Origin of the sequence: Azospirillum sp. TSO35-2, from assembly GCF_003116095.1 — a bacterium.
Taxonomy (GTDB): Bacteria; Pseudomonadota; Alphaproteobacteria; order Azospirillales; family Azospirillaceae; genus Azospirillum.
Genome location: NZ_LGRA01000018.1, coordinates 364,897 through 387,579 on the forward strand (window position 1 = coordinate 364,897; position 22,683 = coordinate 387,579).

A 22,683-nucleotide genomic window follows, 5' to 3' on the forward strand; every position below is an offset into this window, starting at 1 on the left:
TTGGCGACCATCACCGTGGCCGCCACCGGCATGCTGTATCCGCTTCTGGTCTATGCCGCGCGCGAGACGGTGGCGCCGGCGGGATTCGTGGCGGTGGCGGTGGGTCTGATCGGGCTGCGGCTGGTGCTGTCGGGTGGCGCGGCGGCGCGCGTATGGCGCGTGCCGCTGTTGGCCGCCGCCGGGGCCATGGCGGCCCTGTTGCCGCTGGACCCATGGCTGGCGGCGCGCGCCTATCCCGTGGTGCTCAGCCTGGGATTCGCCGCGGCCTTCGCCGTCACGCTGCGCCATCCCCCCTCGCTGATCGAGCGGTTGGCCCGCTTGCGCGAACCGGATCTTCCGCCGGAAGGTCAGGCTTATTGCCGCACCGTCACCTGGGTGTGGGCGGTGTGGCTGACGGTCAACGCCGCCGTTGCCACCGCCCTGGCGGTCGCCGGCAGCGACGCGGCATGGGCGCTGTGGACCGGGCTGCTGTCCTATGTGGCGATGGGGGTGCTGTTCGCCGGCGAATGGCTGGTCCGCCGCCGGGTGCGGGGAGCCGCGCGATGACCGCGCTGTCCGCCCATGGACTGAGCCGCCTCCTGATCGAAGGCCGGGCCGGGCCGCTGGCGTCCAGCGGCGGCGTGGTGATCGACCACGCCCGGTTCCGTTCCGACGTGACCGCCAACGCCCTGCGCCTGCGCCGGGCCGGGTGCCGGCGGGGGTTGCTGGTCACCGCCGACGCCTATTGGGGGGCGGTGGGCTTGTTCGCCCTGTGGCTGGCGGGTGCCGAAGCGGTCCTGCCCCACAACGTCCAGCCCGGCACGCTGGAGGATTTGCGCGGCGGCTGGGATCTGTTGGTGACCGACGGGGCTGCGCTCGCCGAACCATGCCTGCGGCTGGAGTCGGGGGACGGCGGGCTGGCGCCGGCAGCGCTCGATCCGGCGTCGCCGCTCGTGGTCTTCACCTCCGGCTCGACCGGTGCGCCCAAGCGCGTCGCCAAGACCCTGCGGCATCTGGAGCGGGAGGTGGCAACGGTGGACGCGGCGCTGGGCGCTGCGGTGCCTGCCGCGGCCTGGGTGCTGGCGACGGTGTCCCATCAGCATGCCTACGGCTTGGCCTTCCGCCTGGGCTGGCCGCTGGCGAGCGGGCGGCCCTTTGCCGGGGAGGCGCACGAGCTGTGGGAAACCGCGCTCGCGGCGCTGTCCGCCGAGGCGGCACTGATCACCAGCCCGGCGCATCTGAACCGCCTGGAGGGTCTGGCGCCGCTGCCGGCCGACCGGCGGCCCAGCCTGGTGCTGTCCGCCGGCGCCCCACTGCCGGAGGCGGCGGTGCGGATGGCGGCTGCCGTGTTGGGCACCGCCCCCACCGAGATTTTCGGCAGCAGCGAAACCGGGGCCGTCGCGCTGCGTCAACGTGGTGGGGATGGTGGCGCGCCGCCCTGGCGCCCCTTGCCCGGCAATCGGGTGGAGCGGACGGACAGCGGGCTGATGCGCGTGCGGTCCCCCTACGCCCCCAACGGGGTGTTCGACGGGGCGGACCGGGTCGAGGTCACGGCGGACGGCGGTTTTCATCTGCTGGGCCGGGCCGACGGCGTGGTGAAGATCGAGGGCAAGCGCGTCAGCTTGGCCGAGGTGGAACAGCAGCTGTCCCGCCTGCCCTGGGTGGCCGACGCCGCCCTGGTGGTGGTGGACGGTGAGGGTGAGGGTGGCGGCCCGCGCCTGGGGGCGGCGGTGGTCCCCAGCCCGGCGGGGGCGGCACGGCTGGCTGGGCTGGGGCCGTTCCGGTTCGGCCGCCTGTTGCGGCGGGAGCTGGCGGCGACGCAGGAACCGGCGGGCCTGCCGCGGCTGTGGCGCTTCGTCGACCGCGTGCCGACCGCGCCGCTGGGCAAGCGCGGCGGCGCTACGCTTGCCGCCCTGTTCATCGAGGAGACGCCGGTGAAACCCACCGAACCCGCTGCGCAGGCGCTGCGCCCCGTCGATGGCGGTGTCGAACTGGATCTGGTCATCGCGCCGGACTTGGCGGCGTTGGAGGGGCATTTCCCCGACTTCCCCATCGTGCCAGGGGTGGCGCTGCTCGATTGGGCGGTGAGGAACGCCGACCGTCATCTTGGGCTGTCGATCGGGGCGGCGCGGAATTTTCAGGTGAAGTTCCGCCGGGTGATCACGCCGGGCCGCCTCGTCACGCTGCTTCTGCGCCATGAACCGGCACGTCGGCGCCTGAATTTCGAATACCGCGACGGCGGCGGGATCCTGACCTCCGGCACCATCAAGGTCGACGGCGCATGACGGCGTCGCCCGGCTTCCATGCCTGCGCCGTCGTGCCCAGCCACGACCACTGGCGGGTGGTGGGCGCGGTGGTGGCCGCCCTGCGCGCCGAGGGGCTGCCGGTGTTCGTGGTCGATGACGGCAGCGCCGAGCCGGCGCGGACCGTCCTGGCCGCCTTGCACGACCCGGCCGGCGGCGTCACCGTTCACCGGCTGGCGGTGAACCAGGGCAAGGGCGCCGCGGTGATGGAGGGCTTCCGGCTGGCGCGGGCCGCCGGCTTCACCCACGCGGTGCAGGTCGACGCCGATGGGCAGCACGACCTTGCCGCCGTGCCCCGGCTGCTGGCCCTGGCCCGTCGGCATCCCCACGCGGTGGTGACCGGCCGGCCGGTCTATGACGACAGCATCCCCACCGGGCGGGCCATCGGGCGGTGGATCACCCATGTCTGGGTGTGGGTGGAAACCCTGTCGTTCCGTTTGCGCGACACCATGTGCGGGTTCCGCGTCTATCCGCTGGCCCCGGTGGACTCGCTGCTGGCAACCGGCGTGGCGGTCGGGCGCCGGATGGATTTCGACACCGAGATCATGGTCCGCCTGTTCTGGCGCGGCACGCCGGTGGCGGAGCTGCCGGTGCGGGTCACCTATCCGCCCGACAACACCTCGAATTTCGACACGCTGCGGGACAACCTGCGCATCTCGTGGATGCACACGCGGCTGGTCTTCACCATGCTGGCGCGGTTGCCGTCGATCCTGGCCAACCGCCCGCCGCCGCTGGACATACCGCCTCCAAAGGGGCCGAGCCATTGGGCGGGCTTGGGGGAACGGGGGCTGTATTGGGGGCTACGCTTCTGCGCCGCCGCCTACCGTCTGTTCGGCCGACGCGGCTGCATGGCGGTGCTGGCGCCCATCGTCCTCTATTTCTACCTGACCGGGACGGAGCAGCGTCGGGTGTCCCGCGCCTTCCTGGCGCGCGCCTTCGCCGCCAAGGGCATCGCGCGCGCCCCCGGCTGGTGGGACGGCTACCGCCATTTCCTGTCCTTCGCCGGGCGGGCGCTGGACACCTTCGCCGCCTGGACCGGCGGGATGGACGCCGGCACCGTCGAGCCGGCGGAGGTGGACGCCCTGCGCGTGGCGGAGGCCAGTGCCCAGGGGGCCGTCTTCATCGTCGCCCATGTCGGCAACGTCGACCTGTCGCGTGCCCTGCTGGACGATGCGGCGCGGCGCCGGCTGCTGGTCCTGGTCCACACCCGCCACGCCGAGAACTACAACCGCGTCCTGCGCGAGTTCAACCCGGAGGCCGCGGTCAACACTTTCCAGGTGACGGAGATCGGGCCGGACACCGCCATCGCGCTGAAGGAGCGGGTGGAGCAGGGCGCCTGGGTGGTGATCGCCGGCGATCGGACCCCAGTCGTGGTTGGCGGCGGGGCGGCCGGCGGCCGGGTCAGCGCGGTGCCCTTCCTGGGCGAACCGGCACCCTTCTCCCAGGGGCCCTACATCCTGGCGTCGCTGCTGGAATGCCCGGTCTATCTGCTGTTCTGCCGGCGCGACGGCGACCGCCACCGGCTCTACGCCGAGCGTCTGGCCGAGCGGATCGAGCTGCCACGCCAGCGCCGTGCCGACGCGCTGGCCGCCTACGCCGCGGCCTTCGCCAGCAGCCTGGAGCGGCACACGCTGGCCGACCCGTTCCAATGGTACAACTTCTTCGATTTCTGGGCTTCCGGGCCCACGGGGGACCCATGATCTCGGCCGACGTGACGATCCAGGCGCAGTTCTACGACCTCGACCCCATGCAGGTGGTCTGGCACGGCAACTACGCCCGCTATCTGGAGCAGGCACGTTGTGCCCTGCTGGACCGCATCGGCTACAATTACCCGGAGATGGCGGAGTCGGGCTTCATGTGGCCCATCGTCGACATGCAGCTGAAATACGTCCGCCCGATCCGCTTCAACCAGACGGTGCGGGTGACCGCCTCGCTGGTGGAGTATGAAAACCGCCTGCGCATCGACTACCGCCTCCACGACGCCGCCACGGGCGAGTTGCTGACCAAGGCCCGCACCACCCAGCTCGCCGTCGCGCTGGAGGACCAGTCGCTGGCCTTCGAATCGCCGGCCGTGCTGATCGAGAAGGTGAGGGCGCTGCTGTGATCCGTTTCCGTGTTCGGGCGGCGCTGTCGGCGCTGCTGCTGATGCTGGCCGCCATCGCCGCCCACCCCGCCGGGGCCGCCGATCCGGTGCGCTTGGCCGAAGGGCAGATCCTGCGCGGGCGCTTCGTGCAGGAGCGCGTTCTCAAGGGGTTCGACACGCCGCTGAAAAGCGAGGGGCGCTTCCTGCTGGCCCCCGGCCGTGGCCTGGTCTGGCGGGTGGAAAAGCCCTTCGGCATCACCACGGTGATGAACCCGGCCGGGCTGATGCAGGAGGTCCGGGGCAGCGAGACCATGCGGCTGTCCGCCGCCAAGCTGCCGTTCATGTCGCGGATGTACACCATGCTGGGCGGGGCGCTGACCGGCGACTGGTCGGCGCTGGACGGCGCGTTCGCCGTCGCCCGCGACAGCGGGCCGTCGGGGTGGAGCCTGCGGCTGACCCCGCTGAAGGCCGACGATCCCGCCATGCCGATCCGCCGGATCGAGGTGCGCGGCAACCGCTTCGTGGAAACGGTCGACATCGTGAAGCCGGACGGCGACAGCGACCGGCTGACCTTCCTGGACCAGGCGCTGTCCACCGCCGCGCCTGACCCCGACGAGGAGCAGTTGCTGGGCGGCCTGAAGGCGCCATGACCCGCCATCGCCTGTCCGGCCGGCTGCCGGCGCTCCTCTGGCTGCTGGTGGTCCTGTCCGGCTGCGCCTATCTCGGCTGGCGGGTGCAGGCGGGGCTGCCGCTGCGCACCGACCTGTTGGCCCTGCTGCCGCGGGAAGAGCAGGATCCGACCCTTCAGCGCGCGAACGAGGCGGTGTCCCGTGCGCTGGGCCGCCGGGTCATCGCCCTGGTCGGGGCCGCCGACCGTGGCACCGCCCGCGGCGCCGCCACCACCCTGGCCGCCGACCTCGGCGCCACCGGGCTGGTCGCCGCCGTCAACGAGGGGATGGACCCGGCCCGACTGCGCGCCATGGGCGCCCTATATTTCCCCCACCGCCATGGCCTGCTGAGCGACCCCGACCGCGCCGCCCTGCTGGCCGGCCGGGGGGAGGATTTGGCCCTGCGGGCACTGTCGCAACTGTTCGGCGTCGGCGGCATGGCCGATGCCGGGCTGCTGCGCAACGACCCCTTCCTGCTGCTGCCGTCCTTCCTGACCGGCTTGCCCTTTCCGCTGTCCCGGCTGACGCTGGACGACGGCATGCTGAGCGTGACCGAGGGGGCCACCAGTTGGGTCCTGGTCGGCGCCACCCTGTCGCGCGAGCCCTTCGACCTCGACGTGCAGGACCGGGTGGTCGGGGCGTTCGACGCGTCCGTCGCCGCGCTGACCGCCGCGCATCCCGGTCTGCAGGTCAAGCGGCTGGGGGCGATCTTCTTCGCCCAGGCCGGGTCGAGCACGGCGATCGCCGAGGCGACGCTGCTGTCCATGCTGGAGCTGGGCGGGACCGTGCTGCTGATCCTGGTGGTGTTCCGGCGGGTGGGGCCGCTGCTGCACAATGTGCTGGCGCTGGGGGTGGGGATCGCCATGGGCTTCACCGCCGGGCTGCTGCTGTTCGGAGAACTGCACGTCGCGGCCCTGCTGTTCGGGACCAGCCTGATCGGGGTGGCGGTGGATTACGGGCTGCATTACAGCAGCGGCCTGTTCGACGACCGGACCGCCACGCCGAAGGACCGGCTCGACCATGTGCGGCCGGCCATCGTGCTGGGGCTGGCGACCACGCTGATCGGCTACGCCACGCTGGCGCTGGCGCCCTTTCCGGGGCTGCGGCAGATCGCGGTGTTCTCCGCCGCCGGGCTGCTGGCCTCCTTCCTCACCGTGGTGCTGTGGCTGCCCCTGCTCGACCGCGGCACAACGGTGCGGCATGGCGCGGGGATGCTGCGCGCCGCCGAACGGTTGTGGCGCTTCTGGGAAATCCCGCGGCTGCGCCGGCTGCGGCTGGGGATGCTGGTGGCCCTGGCGCTGGCCGGGGTTGCCGGCATGGCGCGGCTGCAGGTCGATGACGACGTGCGGCGGCTTCAAGCGATATCCCCGGCCCTGACCCGGCAGCAGGAGGAGATCCAGCGCCTGATCGGCGCCACCACCGCGCAGCAATTCCTGCTGGTGCGCGCCGCCGCCGACGAACAGGCGCTGCAAAAGGAAGAGGCGCTGGCCGGGCGTCTGGCCGGGCTGGTGCGCGACGGCGCCATCGCCGGCTACCAGTCGCCCGCCGCCTTTGTCCCCTCCGCCGCCCGCCAGCGCGACAACGCCGCCCTGGTCCGCACCGCGCTGGAGGAGCCGTTCCTCGACGGCTACCGGGCGCAGACTGGCCTGCCGGACGCCGTCCGCAGCACCGACGCCGCGCCGCCGGCGCCCCTGGCTGTGCCGGACGCGGTGGGGACGGTGCCGTTGCTGGGCGATCTGGTGCTGGGGCCGGGGCTGCACGCCGTGACCTTGCAGGGGCTGACCAACCCCGCCGCCGTGCGCGCCGCGCTGGCCGGGGTGGAGGGCGTCCAGCTGGTGGACCCGGCGGCGGATTTCAGCGCGCTGCTGGGCAAGTACCGCGAACGGGCCTTGCTGCTGGTGGCGGTGTCGGCGTTGCTGATGGTGGGGCCGCTGGCGTGGCGCTACGGCTGGCGGCGGGTGGGGTGGATCATGCTGCCGCCACTGGCCGCCGTGACGCTCGCCCCGGCCCTGGTCGCCCTGACCGGGCAGAGCATCACCTTCTTCCACGTCATGGCGCTGATCCTGATCCTGGCCATCGGGGTGGATTACGCCGTGTTCTGCGCCGAGGCGGGGGCGGGCCGGCAGCCGGTCACCCTGCTGGCGGTGTGGCTGGCGACGCTGACCACGTTGCTGTCCTTCGGCCTGCTGGTGGTCAGCCGGGCCGCCGCCGTGCACGGCTTCGGCCTGACCATGCTGTTCGGGATCACGCTGGCGTTCCTGCTGGCGCCGCTGGCCGCGCGGCGGTCGGCGCGGACGCGCTGCGTGAACTGTTCAATTACGAATGAATCGGTGTAGGGTGCCGCGACTTTTCCCTAGGTCCCACACACGCATGACCCGACACGCCTGGATCGCGCTGGCCTTGACTCTCGGCGGATGCGTCGCCGCGCCGGCCCCGGATCCCCGAGAGCCCCTGCTGGCCCCTGACCAGCGGATCACCCTGCCGCGACCCGGCGACCTCGGCCGCCGGGTGGAGGCGGTGCAGCTGATCACCGGAAGACATGGGGACCAGACCTTCGTTTTTGAAGGGCACCTCAGCGTCACGCCGGAGCGGCTGATGCTGGTGGGCCTCGACACCCTGGGCCGCCGCGCCATGACCCTGACCTGGACCGACGCCGGGGTGGAGGTGGAGACCGCCCCCTGGCTGCCCGCCAGCGTGAGGCCCGGCAGCATGCTGGCCGATCTGGTGGTGCTGTACTGGCCGGAGGCGGTGGTGCGCCGCGCCCTGGCCGCCGCCGGCGGCGATCTGACGGAGGAGCCGCACGCCCGCACCGTCCGTCTGGACGGCAAGGAGCTGCTGCACGCCGACCACAGCTGGACCACCGGCGGTCCGTGGACCGGCACCATGCACTACGTCAACCGCGCCTGGGGCTACGAGATCGACGTCCAGTCGCAGGAAGCGGCGCCGTGATCCGCCCCGGCATCGCCGCCATGGGACTGGTCACCCCGATCGGCACGGGAAAGGCCGCGGTGAGCGCCGCGCTGTTCGCCGGCACCCGCGCCGGGCTGGTTCCGCGCGACGACCTGATCCCCGGCCGCACCGTCTTCGTCGGGGCCGCCGCCGAGGCGCCGCCAGGGCTGGAGCCGGGGCCGGAGCCGCGCAACAATCGCCTGATGCGCCTCGCTCTCGATCAGATCGCCGACGCGGTGGAGCAGGCCGCCCGCCGCTTCGGCCGCGACCGCGTCGCCGTGCTGGCCGGCACCAGCACCGCCGGCATCGCGGAGGGGGAGGCCGCCTTCCTGGTCCGCCGCCGCACCGGCGCCTGGCCGGAAAACTTCCATTACCGCCAGCAGGAAACCGGCGGGCTGGGGGCGTTCATCGCCCGCTCGCTGGGGCTGGAGGGGCCGGCCTACACCGTGGCGACCGCCTGCTCGTCCAGCGGCAAGGTGTTCGGATCGGCCCGCCGGCTGCTCGCCGCCAACCTGTGCGACGCCGTGGTGGTGGGCGGGGCCGACACCCTGTGCCGCATGACGCTGGGCGGCTTCGCCGCGCTGGAGGCGGTGTCGGCCGGGCTGTCCCAGCCGTTCAGCGCCAACCGCGACGGCATCAACATCGGCGAGGCCGCCGCGGCCTTCCTGCTGACCCGCGATCCCGCGCCGGTGTCGCTGCTGGGGGTCGGCGAAAGCTCCGACGCCCACCATGTCAGCGCCCCCGATCCGGAGGGGCGGGGGGCGCTGGCCGCCATGCGCGCCGCGCTGGACGATGCCGGGCTGGAACCCGGGGACATCGGCTACATCAACCTTCACGGCACCGGCACGCCGCTCAACGACGCCATGGAGGGGAAGGCGGTCGCCGCCCTGTTCGGCCCGGCCACGCCGTGCAGCTCCACCAAGGGCATGACCGGCCACACCCTGGGCGCCGCCGGGGCCTGCGAAGCGGCCTTCCTGTGGCTGGCGCTGCACGCCGACAGCAACCCCGATGGGCTGTTGCCGCCGCACCTGTGGGACGGCGCCGCCGACCCGGCCATCCCGCCGCTGGCCCTGACCGTGCCGGGCAGCCGTCTGGCGGCGGGTGGCGACGGGCGGGCGGCGATGCTCAGCAACTCCTTCGCGTTCGGCGGCTCGAACGTGGCGCTGGTGCTCGGCCGGGGGGACTGGTCATGACGCCCTGTCCCTGGCCCATCGACGATCTGCTGCCCCACGGCCGCCCGATGATCCTGATCGACGCGGTGGACGGTTACACCGCCGACGGCCTGCAGGCGTCGGTGACCGTGCGCGCCGGCGACCCGTTCATCGACCGCGACCGGGGGGCGCCGGCCCATCTGGCGATCGAATGGATGGCCCAGGCCTGCGGCGCCTTCGTCGGGGTGGAGGCGCGGCGGGCGGGGGCGCCGGTGCGGCTCGGCCTGCTGCTCGGCACCCGCAACTTCGCGGCGCGACAGCCGTGGTTCCCTGTGGGAACGCGGGTCGGCATCCGGGTCGCGCTGGTCTACCGCGACGGCGAGATGGGCGTCTTCGACTGCGCGGTGACCGTAGCGAAGGGATCGGCCGCGGGGGACACCGTGGCGGAGGCGCAGCTGACCGTCTACCAGCCCCAGGATGCCCGAAGCCTGTTGGAGAACGACACATGACGCGACGCATCCTGGTCACCGGCGCCTCCAAGGGCATCGGCCGCGCCATCGCCGAACGGCTGGCCCGCGACGGCTTCGCCGTGACCGTCCATTACGGCCGCGACCGTGCCGGGGCGGAGGAGACGCTGGGCGCCATCCGCGCCGCGGGTGGCGACGGCCGGCTGCTGGGCTTCGACATCGCCGACCGCGCCGCCTGCCTCGCCGCCCTGGAGGCGGAGCTGGAGGCCCACGGCGCCTATTACGGCGTGGTGCTGAACGCCGGCATCGCCCGCGACGCCGCCTTTCCCGCCATGTCCGACGACGACTGGGATTCGGTGCTGGGGACCAACATGGACGGCTTCTACAATGTGCTGAAGCCGTTGGTGATGCCGATGGTGTCGGCCCGCCGCGGCGGGCGGATCGTCACCCTGTCGTCGGTGTCGGGGCTGACCGGCAACCGCGGGCAGGTGAACTACTCCGCCGCCAAGGCCGGCATCATCGGCGCCACCAAGGCGCTGGCCATTGAGCTGGCGAAGCGGAACATCACCGTCAACTGCGTCGCTCCCGGCGTGATCGAAACCCAGATGATCGAGGACGTTCCGGTGGACGAGGTGATGAAGGCCATCCCGATGCGCCGCCTGGGCCGGCCGGAGGAGGTGGCGGCGGCCGTCGCCTTCCTGTGCTCGGACGAGGCCGGCTATGTGACGCGGCAGGTGATCTCGGTGAACGGGGGCATGGTATGACGCGCCGGGTCGTCGTCACCGGGATGGGCGGCGTCACCGCGCTCGGCGACAGCTGGCCGGAGATCCGCGCCCACATGCTGGCGGGGCGGACCGCCGTGCGCACCATGAGCGAATGGGACCGTTTCGAGGGGATCAACACCCGGCTGGCCGCGCCGGTGCCCGGCTTTTCCATCGACAACCGCTATCCCCGCAAGAAGACCCGCACCATGGGGCCGGTGGCCCGGATGGCGGTGCGCGCCACCGAACGCGCGCTGGAGGACGCCGGCCTGCTGGACGACCCGGTGATCCGGTCGGGGCGGACGGGCATCGCCTACGGCTCGTCCTTTGGCAGCCCGGCGCCGGTGATCGCCTTTGCCGAGCTGATGACCGCCGGCCGGTCCAAGACGCTGAACGCCACCAGCTACATCCAGATGATGAGCCATACGGCGGCGGTGAACATCGGCCTGTTCTTCGGCATCACCGGCCGGGTGATCCCCACCAGCAGCGCCTGCACCTCGGGCAGCCAGGGCATCGGCTATGCCTATGAGGCGATCCAGTGGGGCAAGGCCGACGTGATGGTCGCCGGCGGGGCGGATGAGCTGGACGTCACGGAATCGGCGGTGTTCGACACGCTGTTCGCCACCTCCACCCGCAACGACAGCCCGCACAGCTCGCCCCGCCCCTATGACCGCGACCGCGACGGGCTGGTGATCGGCGAGGGTGCCGGGACCCTGATCCTGGAGGAGCGCGATCACGCGCTGGCCCGCGGCGCCCGCATCCATGCGGAGTTGGTCGGCTTCGCCTGCAACTCCGACGGCAACCACGTGACCCAGCCGCAGGCCGAAACCATGGAGATCGCCCTGCGCCAGGCGCTGGCCGACGCCGGCCTGTCGGCCGACGCCATCGGCTTCGTCAACGGCCACGGCACCGCCACCGAATGGGGCGACATCGCCGAAACCGCCGCCACCAGCGCGGTGTTCGGCGAACGGATGCCCATCCACTCGCTCAAGAGCTATTTCGGCCATTCCCTGGGGGCGTGCGGCGCCATCGAATCCTGGCTCGGCATCGCCATGATGCAGGACGGCCTGTTCGTTCCCACCGCCAACCTGGACACCGTCGACGAGCGCTGCGCCCCGCTGGACTATGTGCGGGGGGAGGCGCGGCCGTTGGAGATCGAGCACCTGATGTCCAACAACTTCGCCTTCGGCGGCATCAACACGTCGCTGATCTTCCGGCGGGAGTGAGGCTGGTCATCCCCTCGTCATTGAGGCGGCTCGCGCCGCCGATCCCGTTTATGGGCCGTGTGTGGCGGCATAACCGAGGCTGTCTGTCGGTGAGCTGGTTTCCAGTTCCCGACCGGCGGCTGAGCGTGGCTTGCCCCGCCGGACCGGACGAATCCGATGGCAGGGCATTCGGACGCGGCACTCTGCGTAGCTCGCGCTTCGCCACCGGTCTCAAATCCCCGCGTCATCTCAGTTCAGGTAGCCCCACATCGGGGGCCATCCTCTCCGTTCGGTAGCCCAAGCTTATCCAAACGTCTGGGAAACGAGGGCTTTTTCGTCCCAGGTGGATGTGCCGTGTTACCACCGCGCTTTCGACGGCCGCTGCGGAACAGTCGTCCGCTCCGCAACTTTGGCAAGTCCACGAACGAGGACTTTGCGAAGGGACTGCGGCGATATCAGAATTTATCTGGGCAAGAACCGCCTTTCGTGGTGACGGAAATCGCAAAAGGCCATGCCAAACAATAAAGTTGACGGAATGTGTGAGCTATTCGAGCAGAGTCCGGAAAAGCAATTGAGGATTCAGAAAGATATACTAGGGAAAAGATCTAGAACTCAAGAATTTATTAAGGAATTTGGAAATGACCGTCAAATACATGATCAATTTTTTGCCAACGTTGGTGGTAGTTCAACTGCGCGCTTACAATCTGGGTATTTTGCAGTAAAACTAAAAGATGCGCAATGCGCGAATGCATGTGCAAGGGTGCGCGAAGGCCTGACTTTTCCGTTGAAACCACTCTCACTGGGCCGGGAGAAACCCATGGGTTTCGTCGAAACCATGCGCATGGCGGTTGGTCGTTGCGGTCCGAACGACCAGGGGGATTTGATCGAGTTCCTAAGGCGCATGTTCGGCGAAGGAGCCCGGCAGAGCGATCAACGACATCTGTTCTGGCTGTTCATCGATAACCCGTCCAGCCACGTGGCGAATCCCGATATCCGGCCGGATGGCGTGTCCGCCTTCGGCTCCGACATTTGGCCGAACATCTGGATCGTCAAGCGCCAGGGGCGGATCGTCGGGCACCAGGCTGGCATTGCTGTTCAACTGAAGGCAGGGGCAGCCCTGTGCGGGGCATCCTGGGCGGTCGATCTCATGGTCGCCCCGGAATGGCGGCTGCGCGGCATCGCGCCGGCCCTGATGGAGACGCATGCTGCGGCCCAGCCTGTGGCGCTGGCGCTCGGCATGAACGAGACCGCACACAAGGCGTACGCGCGCTGTGGCTGGCGGGAGGTGGGCAGCGTTCCGACCTATGCCATGCCGCTGTCCGTCGCCCCCCTGCTTGCCGCCTTTCCCAACATGAATCCGGTCCGTCGCGCCGCCCTGCGGGCGTCCCAGCCCCTGGTTTCCTGGTTCAGCCGGATGCCGGTCCTGCCGGCCCTGCTTGGCCGGACCTCGTTCGCGGCGGTCGATGCCTTCGACGCGAGGCTTGGCGACGTGTGGTCCGCTGTCTCGCCGCATTACACGGTTCTGGCCCGCCGGGACGAGGCGAGCGTGCGTTGGCGCTTCGATGCGGCGCCGGACTCGCGGCGGTATCGCCGCTTCTATCTCGTGCGCGGTGGACGGGCCATCGGCTACGCCGTGCTGTGCATGGACGTTTGGAGGGGCGTTCCCATAGCGCTGCTGGCCGACTATCTGGCCAAGCCGGGCGACGTTCCGGCACTGTTCGCTCATTGCTTGCGCGTCGCCCGGAAGGAGAAAGCCGGAGCCCTGGTCTGCAAAACCCAGAACCCCAAGGCGGACCTGCGTCTGCGCTGCATGGGGTTCCAGGTGCTGCCAGGGAGAATCATCGCGAAAACGCGGCTGATGGTGAAGGTCGCGGACGACAATCCCGACCTCGCGGCGACGGTTTCCAACTGGGGAAACTGGTTCGTCACCATGGGCGACAGCGACATCGGCCTCGACCGTATCGGCATCGGTGCCAGACCCGGCAACGGACAGGGAGCGACCACCGCCATGGTCGGGCAAGGCATAACGCCCGGCCGCGCCTGAAGCCGGGCGGTGGATGACGGCAGGCTTGGCCTCGCCACGATCTTGATCGAGGAGAGGGATGGCAATGCGATGGAGGGCACATCGGCCGTTCCGGCGCCCCTCCCTTGAGACGGAGGGGGCGGTGACTTCGAAACGCGCACCGACGACGATGCGGGTGGATCATGTGGCGCCCGCGCTGTTCGTCCTCGTTGTTGTCGCTTTCTACGCCGCGACCCTCCGGCCGCAGGAAACCTGGATCGCTGGAGACTTCGCGCTCTACATCATGCACGCCAAAAACATCGCGCTCGGTCTTCCGTACAACGACACGATGTATCTGCACAATCCCGAGAACGCCATCATATCGCCAGCCGCTTATCCGCCCGGCTTCCCCTTGCTGCTGTCGGTGGCCTGGCTGCTGTCGGAGCGATCGTCCCCCGACCAGGCCCTGCTCCTGTTCAAGCTGATGAACCTGTTCTTTCTGGCCGGAACGGTCCTTCTGGTCTACGCCATCGCGCTGCCGCGGCTGGGATTCCGCTGGGCGTTTCTGCTCACCGTTCTGTTCGGGGTGTCGCCGGTCGTCTTCCGCAGCCGGGATCTGATCCTTTCCGACATCGCCTTCATGTTCTGGTGTTATGCGGCCCTGCTCCTGTGCGATCTGGTGCGACGGCGCAAGGGGGCCCGCCTGCCGGTCGTCGGGCTGGCGTTGGCCGTCGCGATGGCCTGTTCCACGCGGGTGGCCGGCGTGGCGCTGGCCGGTGCCCTGCTTGCGACGTTCCTGGTCCGGCGCCGCCCCGACTGGCCGTCGGCGCTGGCCGTCGGCGCCGCCACGCTGGGCGCCTTCGCCGCCAACCGGATCGCTCATACCGACGCCGGCACCTACCTGGGCTATTTCGAACGGCTGCGAAGCACGGAGGCCACCGGGTGGCTGATCGACGTCGGTCTGGCCTATGGCCGCGGGATCGTGGAAATCTTCGGCATCGGCTTTGATCGTGTGACCAACGCCGGGGTGGCGCTGCTGCTGGTCCTGATCGCGTTCGGCGGTTTCCTGATCCGCGTGCGGCGGGGGGCCGGGGCGGCCGAGTTCTTCGCCGTCCTCTACACCGCGATGATCCTGCTGTTCCCGGTTCGGCTGGAACCGGTCCGCTACGCCTTGCCGGTCGTCCCCCTGATGATGTTTTACATCATGACCGTCTTCGCCGCCCTGGCCGAGCGTTCCGGTCGCGGCACTCTGGTGTTTGGCGCGGTCATCGCCGGCTTCCTGGTGCTTTATGTGCCGTTCTACCTCACCCACGATGAGTTATCGGCGCCGGACCTTGCCGTCACCGATGCCGACAGCCAAGCGCTGTTCCGCAAGATCGCCGAAGATGTTCCGGCCGACGGCCTCATCCTGGCGCGCAACCCGCGGGTCGTCGGGCTGTTTGCGCAACGACACGCTTCGATCTGGCCGGAACTGCCGTCCGACGCGCGTTTCTGGTCCTACGCCGACGCGACGAAGGCGCAGTATCTGTTGCAGGAGCTGCGGGTTCCCGAACCGGAAACCTACAACATGGCCGGCATCATCCAGCGCAACCCGGATCGCCTGGACCTGCTGTTCCGGAACGGCAGCTTCGCCTTCTACCGGATCAGACCGGCCCCTTGACCGGCTGCGGGACGGCCGGCCCGGTGGCGCCGAGCGTGCCGCCACGCCTGTGCGATCTCCGCCGGCAGATCCGCCGGCGCGCTGATCTTCGCGGCAAGCCAAGCGACGGACGCCTGATCGGGAATGAGAAAGCCCTTTAACCGAAGGAGCGGCGTGTCGGGCCGGTTCCAGCCGGACCGCACGGTGCGCGCCGTGGCATAGCCAGTCTCCGCCACCCAGCCGGCCTCGCGTTCGTCGCAATCCCCATTGGGATACGCGAAATGCAGACAGGGCCGGCCGAGCCGATCCTCCAGGTCGTGCCGGCACCCCGCCACCTCGTCAAGGCCGGTGGCATCGTCGCATCGGGTCAGGATGGGGTGGGTCCGCGTGTGGCCGCCGAAATCCGCCACGGCACCCAGCGCCCGGACGTCCTCCCAACTCAGGGCCTGGCGGGTTGGCGCCTCGCACTCAGAAGCGCTGCCGGCGGCCGACAGGCGCGCCCGCCTCTCGCGGTCGGGCAGTGTCTTCAACGCGTCGATGCCGATCGTCCGTGCCGCCCGTGTCTGCCACCAAAAAGCCCGGCGGGTGCCGACGATCTCGCTGCACAGAAAGATGAGCGGTCTCACGCCGAACTCCCGCAGCACCGGCGCGAGCGCCACGTTGCCGGCATGGCCATCGTCGATGGTCAGGACGAGCGGGCAGGGTGGCAGATCGTCCCACCGGTCCTGCCGCCACGCCTGATAGGCGTGCTCCATGCCGATGATGCTGTAGCGGCGGGTCAGAAAGGCCAGATGGCGCCGCAGCGTTTGCGGGTCGGGGTCATGGTAGATCAGGATGGTCAGTCCCCGCCGCGCGCAGGTCCGCCGTATCAGGGCGGTCCACCCCGACGCGACCAGGGCGGCCCCAATCAGATCCCGTGCCACGATCCGTGCCCTGCCGACGATGCTCATGGTCGTTCACTCATTGGCTGAAAGCCGCCCGGCCGGTGGCGAGAGGGCGACGATGTTGTCGGGTGTCAGCAGCCCGTCGAGAAGGTCGCGCGGATACTCCCGCCCCCCGGCGAGCATCGGAACGTCCAGCCCGACCAGATCCCAGCGCGCCCGCGACGAGACGAGCGCCTCGAACTCGAAGCTGGCCGCGCCGCCGGTGTCGGTGATGAACCAGCCGTAATCGCGCAGCGCCCGCGCGATCGTCCGGGCGGCCGGGGCCAGCGCGCCCCGCGGCTTCGTCGGCAGCCGGCCGATCCACGCGTCGATCTCCGCGTCGGTCGCGGCCAGGGCAAAGCGGGTTCCCTCGGGGATGCCGGTCCACGGCCCGGGATGCTCCAGCTTCGCCGCCGGCGGCACGAAGACCCGGCCGTCGGTGTTGTTGATCGACATCGCCAGCGCGTGCGGGATCGTTCCGGCGCCGACCTCGTGGGCGCGCACCAGCATCGCGGCATACTGGATTCCGGCACCGCGGGACGGTGGGTTGACGCCTTCGTAGGTGTCGTAACGGCCAGGGACCAGAGACCCGTTGGTGGCGCTCAGCCGCCCGCCCTCGAACACCGCCTGGAAGAGGTTCCATTCCCGTCCGCTGGCGCGGTCGAGGATGATGACCTTGCGGTCGGTGCCCGGCGGCGTTCGCCAGCCAGGATTCCATGGCACCGGCGTGCCGTGCAGGGGGCTGGGCCACGCAACGGCGATGCGGTAGAGGCTGGTCGCGTCCTCCGCATAATGGACGGCGAAGGACTCGTCGAGGTTCAGGTTGATGTTGCCCGGACGGTCGCTCCCCCGCTCCCACAGCATGGTCACCAGGCTGCGGCTGTCGGGGTGCCGGGGCAGTTCGTGCACCGGCCGGTTCCATGGGGCGCCGTCGCCGTTGATCCGCCGATCGAACGGGATCGGGGCGGCGGCCCGCAGCGGCGACGCGGTGACGGCCAGGGCGGCGCCGATGGAGCCCGCTGTGGCGAGAAGCGCCCGGCGCGAGAGGCCGGTCGGCCGGAAAGCCGGCGCCGCGCCGGCTGGATCGCCTGAGTTCGGCATGGCACCGCCCCTCCCTCAGGTCGTGCGCTGTTCGGGCTGGGGAGCGGTGGAAACGGCTTCGTCGGAGACGTGGCGCAGCCGGTGGTAGAGCGCGTACAGCTCCTGCCGCTCCATCCCGAAATACGCGGCGACGTAGACGGCGGCTCCCAGGATGATGCTGGACACCAGGACCGGAAGCGGCGCTCCGAACGGCGTCCCGGCGGGCGCCAGGGTGCGCCAGATCTCCACCGCCAGGACCATCGCGGCGGACGCCAGCAGAGGGCTCGCCATTGCTCCGACGAACTGCCAGGGCGGAACGCCGATCACCCGGCTCGCCACCGCAAGCCGGAGGACGGCGTTGATCGCGTAACCGATGCAGACGGCGGCCGCCGTCCAGGCCAACGATCGGCTGGCGGCGGCGAAACCCCAGACCAGGACCAGCGTGTAGGTGCTTTCGATGGCGATCAGCTTGGTCAGCAGATCGGGGCGGCCGACCGCCTTGTAGACGTCACCCGACACCCAGGGAATCGAGATCAGCAGGCCCGCCACCGACAGGAGCTGCAGCACCGGCACGGTATCCCGCCAGGCGGGGCCGAACAGCACCTCCACCAGCTCCGGCGCGGTGGCCGCGACGCCCAGGCTGATGGGAGCGGTGAAGGTCACGGTCGCCTTCAGGGCAAACAGCAGGCTCTGGCGCAGGCGCGGCCGGTCCTGCTGAATGCTGGCGAACATCGGAAACAGCACGCCGGTCAGCACGCTGCTGATCTGCGTGATCAGCAATTCGGCCATCCGCGAGGCCAGGTAGTAGAAGGCCAGCGCCTCCTGCCCGATCAACGACATCACGGCGAACTGGTCGGCGCGTCCCAGAAGCGGGCCGGCGACGGCGACCAGGGCGGTATGGAGCCCATAGCGGATCAGATGGCCGGCGGACGACGGGTTGAACAGCAGGCGCGGGCGCCAGACGGATTGCCGCCACCGCAGCACCGCGCGCACCGATGCGCCGACCAACTGCCCGATGACGACGCTCCACAAATTCAGCCCTGCGAACAGGCAGGCGAGCGTGATCACCGCCTTGACCAGCGAGGCGGCCAGGTTGACGGAGTAGAGGCGCTCGAACTGCAGGGTTTTCTGAAGGACGGCGTCATGCGTGTTGCCGAGCGCGTTGATGACGAACACCGCGCACAGCCCCTGGAGCAGCGGCACGATGCGCGGATCGTCGATCATGGCGCCGGCAATGGGGGCTGCGGCGAAGACGATCACCGCCTGCAGCAGGCCGATGGCGGAAATCAGCAGGAAGGCGGTGCTGGCGTGCCCGCCGTCGGGATCCTCGACATAGACCAAGGCGTCCTTGATGCCTAGGTCGCGCAGGCTGTCGGCGACCATCAGGAACAGCATCAGCAGTGCGATCAGGCTGTAGTCGGCTGGCGGCATACTGCGCGCCAGCACCACCGTGGTGGCAAGCACCAGGAGCTTTTCCAACGCGAAGGACCCGTACGCGTAGGTGACGCCCCGCAGTGCCCTGTGGGCCTTGCTCATCGCCGGCACTCCCAAAGGTCGTTCGGTCCGGATCAGGGATCACCGCCGACGCCAACCCGGGCGGTCGGCGACCCGCGCTGACGGATGCGGCGCATACCGAATCCGGCCATGCCGGGGCGCCAGGCGCAGGTACAGCTCCAGCAGCTTTTCCAGGGCTCCTTCCATATCGTTGCGCCGGGCGACGCGGGCGCTTGCCGCGCGCCGCATGCGGGCGCGCAGGGCGTCGTCCGCGAACAGCCGCAACAGGCCGTCGCGCAACTGGTCGGGGTTGCCCGGTTCGATCAGCAATCCGTCCACGCCATCGTCGATGATATCCCGCGCGCCGCCGACGTCCGTGGCCAGCACGGCGGCACCGGTGGATTGCGCCTCCAGCAGGGCAACGGACAGCCCCTCGGCGATGGAGGGCAGAACGAACACGTCGCTGGCCCGCAGATAGGGCAGGACGTCGTCGGTCCGGCCGCGGAACTCAACGCCCGGGCTTTCGATGCGGCGCAGCTCCGCCTCCATCTCACCGTCGCCGACGATCAGCAGCGTGGCGGTGGGGTGCGACCGCCGCACGTCGGGCCAGACCGACAGCAGAAGGTCCAGGCGCTTTTCCACCGCCAGACGCCCGGCGAACAACGCGACCGGCCCCCCTTGCACACCGATCGCCGTCCGGGCTTCAGCCCGTTGCTGAGGCGTCGCCAACGAGAAGCGTCGGGTGTCTATGCCGTTGGGGATCGACACCCGACGATCTTCCGGAACGCCGTGCGCGGCCAGCTCGGCGTTGATATCGCGGCTGATGGCGATGAAAGCGTCGACATTCCGCCGAAGCAACGCGATGCGGGTGTCGCCGAAGGGCTTGTCATGGAGGCGCCCGATGTCGCCGATGGAGCCGCTGCGGTGGGCGGTGACGACGACGGGCGTGCCGTACAGCAAGCGGGCCAGCATCGCCGTTGTGCCGCAGGACAGCAGATCATGGGCGTGGATGATGTCCGGCCGGATCCGTCCCAGCGCCGCCGCCGCGTGCGCCGTGAAGGACACCGCGGCCAACCCCTTCGTGCCACGGGCCGGAACCCGATGGACGGTGAGCCCGCCCATACGCTCCAGTGCCGGACAGCCGTCGCGCCAGCGCGTGACGACATGCACGTCCACGCCCCGGTCCGCCAGCAATGCGCCCAGCATGGCAACCTGGCGTTCGGCTCCGCCGATACCCGGCAGGAACTGGTTGATCAGCATCGCGACGCGTGGAAGTGCGGTCATCAGGAAAGTTTTCCCTTGAATGCGCGCCTGATGGACCGACATCGGGGATGTTCCGGGCAAGGGCCCGCAGAGGCCGGTCTCGGCTGTTTTCGGTGTCGGACGGATCGTCGTCCGTCGCATCGGCCGCGTCGACGATGTGGGCATGGCGGTTTATCACTTATAGGAGGAAAAGCCGGGAATGGCGTGCGCGCAGAGTGACTAGCCAGCATCATCAGTGGGGATAGTCCGGGCAGGAAGACATCGCCTCATCGGGGTGTCCGTCACCGGTCGGTTGCTACAATATCGATCGGATGGCCGACCAATGCCGACGGCCCGTCCCCGGCCACCGGCCATCCAGAACCTCGTCATACAGCCTGCACAGGCGGCTTGCCCAAACGTCCGGGCTGTAACGCTCGTCGACCAGCCGCTTGCCGGCACGGCCGAGGGGGGCCCAACGGTCCGGCGTGCCGGCGATGGAGGACAGCGCGCCGGCCAGGGCGGCGGGGTCCTGCGGCTCGACAAGCAGGCCGGTCCGATCGGACACCAGATTGGGCAGATCGCCGACACGGGTTGCGACCACCGGCAGGCCGGCCGCCATGGCTTCCAGCACGGCGACCGGCATGCCCTCCCAATGCGACGGCATCACGAAGACGTCGCTCGCCGCCAGCAACTCCGGCACGTCGGTGCGCGCGCCCGGCAGGAACACGCGGCCGTCGAGGCCGTGGCCGGCCACCTGGGCGCGCAACGCCCCCATCAGCTCCCCGCCGCCGACGATGGCAAGCGCCGCACGCGGGTCGCTGCGGCCGAAGATCGCGAAGGCGTCGATCAGGTCGGCGAACCCCTTTTCCGCCGAAAGCCGCCCGACGGCGATGAACAAGGGACCGTCGTCGCGCTCCGATCCCAGGAGGCTGTGGCGGACAGCCGCCCGGCGCCCGGCGGACAGCGGCGGAGGAGGGATCACGGCGTTCTCGATCACCTCCATCCGGGCCCGGCCGACATAGCCCGCGCGCGCCACCGCGACATGCGGGCCGACGGCGATGATGCGGTCGCACAGCGTGCGCAGGACCCAGCGTTGCAGCCGGTAATGCACGAGGTCGCGGAAGCGCTCCGCCGGATGCTCCTGCATGCTGTGCAGCGACGCGACGACCGGAAGGCCCATCAGCCTGCCGCACAGCGTGCCGGTGACGTGGGCGAACCCCAGATGCGTGTGGATCAGATCGGCGTTCGTCTCCTGCAGCAGCCGGCACACTTCCGCGATCCGTCCGACGTCGCGCAGCTTCCCGGGCAGGACGGTAACCGGCACGCCGCAGGCGCGGATCGCGCCCGCCATGGTGTCGTCATGGTGCAGGCTGACCACCGCCATGCTGTGGGGGCGGCCCCGGAGGGCCTGGGCAAGGGTCACCAGCAGGCTCTGTGCGCCGCCGATGTTCAGCCGGTCGATGATGTGGACGATGTGGGCCATCGGGTTTCCCCCCGCTGTTCAGGGCTGGTCCGCGGATTCCAGGATCGGGGTGCGGCGGGCCTTGGCCCACAGGACACCCTGCGTGCCGCGCGCATAGCCGATCAGCCCGTGCAGCGCCCCCAGGTTGGAGGCGGTCAGATAGTAGGCGACATGCGGCAGGCGCCATTTCCGGCCCGACCGCTCCAGCAGCAGGCCGAGCAGGGCCAGACCGTAGAAGCCGGCCTGCAGGACCAGCAGGACCAGCATCGGTGCCGGCATCGGCCAGTCCAGGGCGAGCGCCGCGTTGCCCAGCAGGGCGCCGACCATCAGCAAGGGGAGCAGCAGTCGCAGAAACTTGTGCGCGAACAGGCTGAACACCGCCTGCGGTCGCTGCCACGGCCAGTTGGCCGGTCGCAGCAGAATCTGGTAACGGCCGGCGGTCATCCGCCGTCGGCGCGCAACCTCGTCGCGCACCGAGGTCGACGGGTATTCCCAACAGACGGCGGTTTCCTCGCACACCACGCGATAGCCGCTGCGCTGGACCGCCAGCCCGAGATAGGCGTCGTCGTTGATGATCGTCTCCGGGACCGGCCGGTACAGCGCGCGGCGGATCGCCAAGATCTCGCCAACGACGGACACGGTCGAGCCAACGGCGCTTTCCCAGCAGCGGATCCGGTTTTCGTAGCGCCAATACCAGCCGTCGGGTTCGCCGACGGGGGAGACGCGGCCCTGAGCGTCCGCCGCCTTCACCATCTTTCGGCCGCTGACGCAGCCGACGGACGGGTCGGCGAAACCGGCGACGAGGCGGCGCAGGGCGTCCGTCAGGTAAAAGGCGTTGGCGTCGGAGAAGACCAGAATCTCGCCGGTCGCCACCGCGGCACCGCGGTTCATCGCCGCCCCCTTGCCCCGCCGGCGCGGGTCGTGAAGACCAATGATGGCGCGACCGCCGGACTGCCCGGCGAACCGCTCGACCATGGCCGGGGTGCCGTCGTCCGAGCCGTCGGAGACGACGATGATCTCCAACTGCGGATAGTCCAGCTCCAGGGTGTTCTGCAGCTTGGCCAGGATGGTTTCGGCCTCGTTGAAGGCCGAGATGATCATCGACACCGTCGGCGTGAGCGGCCTCTTGTCCACCGGCCGGGGACGGAGCGACGCCAACGCCAGCATGATCGCTGGGTAGCCGACGTAATGGAATCCCTGCAGGACGATACAGGCGAGCGTCGTGATGATCAGGAACTGCGACATGCGCTGCACTCCGGACGGTGGCACGGAACG

The 22,683-nt window shown here is 70.1% G+C and carries 19 protein-coding genes; 13 read left to right on the forward strand and 6 right to left on the reverse strand.

All coding sequences use genetic code 11. The features are described from left to right. From TSO352_RS12555 to TSO352_RS12615, 13 genes are all read left to right on the forward strand, one after another. Positions 1-546 (forward strand): hypothetical protein, encoded by a 546-nt coding sequence (locus TSO352_RS12555; protein ID WP_199231586.1) that lies wholly within the window; start codon positions 1-3, stop codon positions 544-546. Continuing rightward, a complete protein-coding gene (locus TSO352_RS12560) occupies positions 543-2,264 on the forward strand; it encodes an AMP-binding protein (RefSeq protein ID WP_146210756.1) in 1,722 nt (573 codons plus the stop codon). The genes TSO352_RS12555 and TSO352_RS12560 overlap by 4 nt, the downstream gene beginning before the upstream one ends. Continuing rightward, entirely contained in the window at positions 2,261-3,982 is a 1,722-nt protein-coding gene (locus tag TSO352_RS12565) for a glycosyltransferase family 2 protein (protein ID WP_109107666.1), read from the forward strand. The genes TSO352_RS12560 and TSO352_RS12565 overlap by 4 nt, the downstream gene beginning before the upstream one ends. Beyond that, positions 3,979-4,386 carry an acyl-CoA thioesterase gene (locus TSO352_RS12570; protein WP_109107667.1) on the forward strand — a complete coding sequence of 136 codons (408 nt, stop codon included), beginning with the start codon at positions 3,979-3,981 and terminating at the stop codon, positions 4,384-4,386. The genes TSO352_RS12565 and TSO352_RS12570 overlap by 4 nt, the downstream gene beginning before the upstream one ends. Beyond that, complete coding sequence (locus TSO352_RS12575) at positions 4,383-5,015, forward strand: outer membrane lipoprotein carrier protein LolA (protein WP_109107668.1); 633 nt, start codon at positions 4,383-4,385, stop codon at positions 5,013-5,015. Before TSO352_RS12570 ends, TSO352_RS12575 begins: the two co-directional genes overlap by 4 nt. After that, positions 5,012-7,369 carry a hypothetical protein gene (locus TSO352_RS12580; protein ID WP_109107669.1) on the forward strand — a complete coding sequence of 786 codons (2,358 nt, stop codon included), beginning with the start codon at positions 5,012-5,014 and terminating at the stop codon, positions 7,367-7,369. The genes TSO352_RS12575 and TSO352_RS12580 overlap by 4 nt, the downstream gene beginning before the upstream one ends. Positions 7,370-7,403: 34 nt before the next feature. Then, positions 7,404-7,982, forward strand: coding sequence for a DUF3261 domain-containing protein (locus TSO352_RS12585; protein WP_158284581.1), 579 nt, complete (start codon positions 7,404-7,406; stop codon positions 7,980-7,982). Beyond that, positions 7,979-9,175: a beta-ketoacyl-[acyl-carrier-protein] synthase family protein gene (locus TSO352_RS12590; RefSeq protein WP_199231587.1), complete on the forward strand. Its 1,197-nt coding sequence runs from the start codon at positions 7,979-7,981 to the stop codon at positions 9,173-9,175. Before TSO352_RS12585 ends, TSO352_RS12590 begins: the two co-directional genes overlap by 4 nt. Next, the gene (locus TSO352_RS12595; protein ID WP_109107671.1) at positions 9,172-9,642 is read left to right on the forward strand and encodes a 3-hydroxylacyl-ACP dehydratase; all 471 of its coding nucleotides are present in this window, start codon (positions 9,172-9,174) and stop codon (positions 9,640-9,642) included. The genes TSO352_RS12590 and TSO352_RS12595 overlap by 4 nt, the downstream gene beginning before the upstream one ends. After that, positions 9,639-10,364 (forward strand): 3-ketoacyl-ACP reductase FabG2, encoded by a 726-nt coding sequence (locus TSO352_RS12600; protein ID WP_109107672.1) that lies wholly within the window; start codon positions 9,639-9,641, stop codon positions 10,362-10,364. The genes TSO352_RS12595 and TSO352_RS12600 overlap by 4 nt, the downstream gene beginning before the upstream one ends. Further along, positions 10,361-11,587, forward strand: a complete 1,227-nt coding sequence (locus TSO352_RS12605) for a beta-ketoacyl-ACP synthase (protein ID WP_109107673.1) — start codon at positions 10,361-10,363, stop codon at positions 11,585-11,587. The genes TSO352_RS12600 and TSO352_RS12605 overlap by 4 nt, the downstream gene beginning before the upstream one ends. A gap of 796 nt (positions 11,588-12,383) precedes the next feature. Continuing rightward, the gene (locus TSO352_RS12610) at positions 12,384-13,610 is read left to right on the forward strand and encodes a GNAT family N-acetyltransferase (protein ID WP_158284582.1); all 1,227 of its coding nucleotides are present in this window, start codon (positions 12,384-12,386) and stop codon (positions 13,608-13,610) included. Positions 13,611-13,731: 121 nt separating this feature from the next. Continuing rightward, positions 13,732-15,228, forward strand: coding sequence for a hypothetical protein (locus TSO352_RS12615; RefSeq protein ID WP_146210757.1), 1,497 nt, complete (start codon positions 13,732-13,734; stop codon positions 15,226-15,228). Here the strand turns inward: TSO352_RS12615 and TSO352_RS12620 are convergent. The 6 genes from TSO352_RS12620 to TSO352_RS12645 all read right to left on the reverse strand — a co-directional run bounded on the left by TSO352_RS12620 (position 15,204) and on the right by TSO352_RS12645 (position 22,653). Then, positions 15,204-16,157 (reverse strand): polysaccharide deacetylase family protein, encoded by a 954-nt coding sequence (locus TSO352_RS12620; RefSeq protein ID WP_109107676.1) that lies wholly within the window; start codon positions 16,155-16,157, stop codon positions 15,204-15,206. The two genes, TSO352_RS12615 and TSO352_RS12620, sit on opposite strands and share 25 nt — an antisense overlap. A 6-nt stretch (positions 16,158-16,163) precedes the next feature. After that, positions 16,164-17,231, reverse strand: coding sequence for a hypothetical protein (locus TSO352_RS12625; RefSeq protein WP_109107677.1), 1,068 nt, complete (start codon positions 17,229-17,231; stop codon positions 16,164-16,166). A 15-nt stretch (positions 17,232-17,246) separates the two neighbouring features. Then, on the reverse strand, positions 17,247-18,746 hold the full coding sequence (locus TSO352_RS12630) for a lipopolysaccharide biosynthesis protein (protein WP_109107678.1): 1,500 nt from the start codon (positions 18,744-18,746) through the stop codon (positions 17,247-17,249). 39 nt (positions 18,747-18,785) lie between these two features. Then, positions 18,786-20,030, reverse strand: coding sequence for a glycosyltransferase family 4 protein (locus TSO352_RS12635; RefSeq protein ID WP_158284583.1), 1,245 nt, complete (start codon positions 20,028-20,030; stop codon positions 18,786-18,788). 232 nt (positions 20,031-20,262) lie between these two features. Next, positions 20,263-21,429 carry a glycosyltransferase gene (locus TSO352_RS12640; RefSeq protein WP_109107680.1) on the reverse strand — a complete coding sequence of 389 codons (1,167 nt, stop codon included), beginning with the start codon at positions 21,427-21,429 and terminating at the stop codon, positions 20,263-20,265. Between the two features lie 18 nt (positions 21,430-21,447). Beyond that, positions 21,448-22,653 (reverse strand): glycosyltransferase family 2 protein, encoded by a 1,206-nt coding sequence (locus TSO352_RS12645; protein WP_109107681.1) that lies wholly within the window; start codon positions 22,651-22,653, stop codon positions 21,448-21,450. Positions 22,654-22,683: the final 30 nt, after the last annotated feature.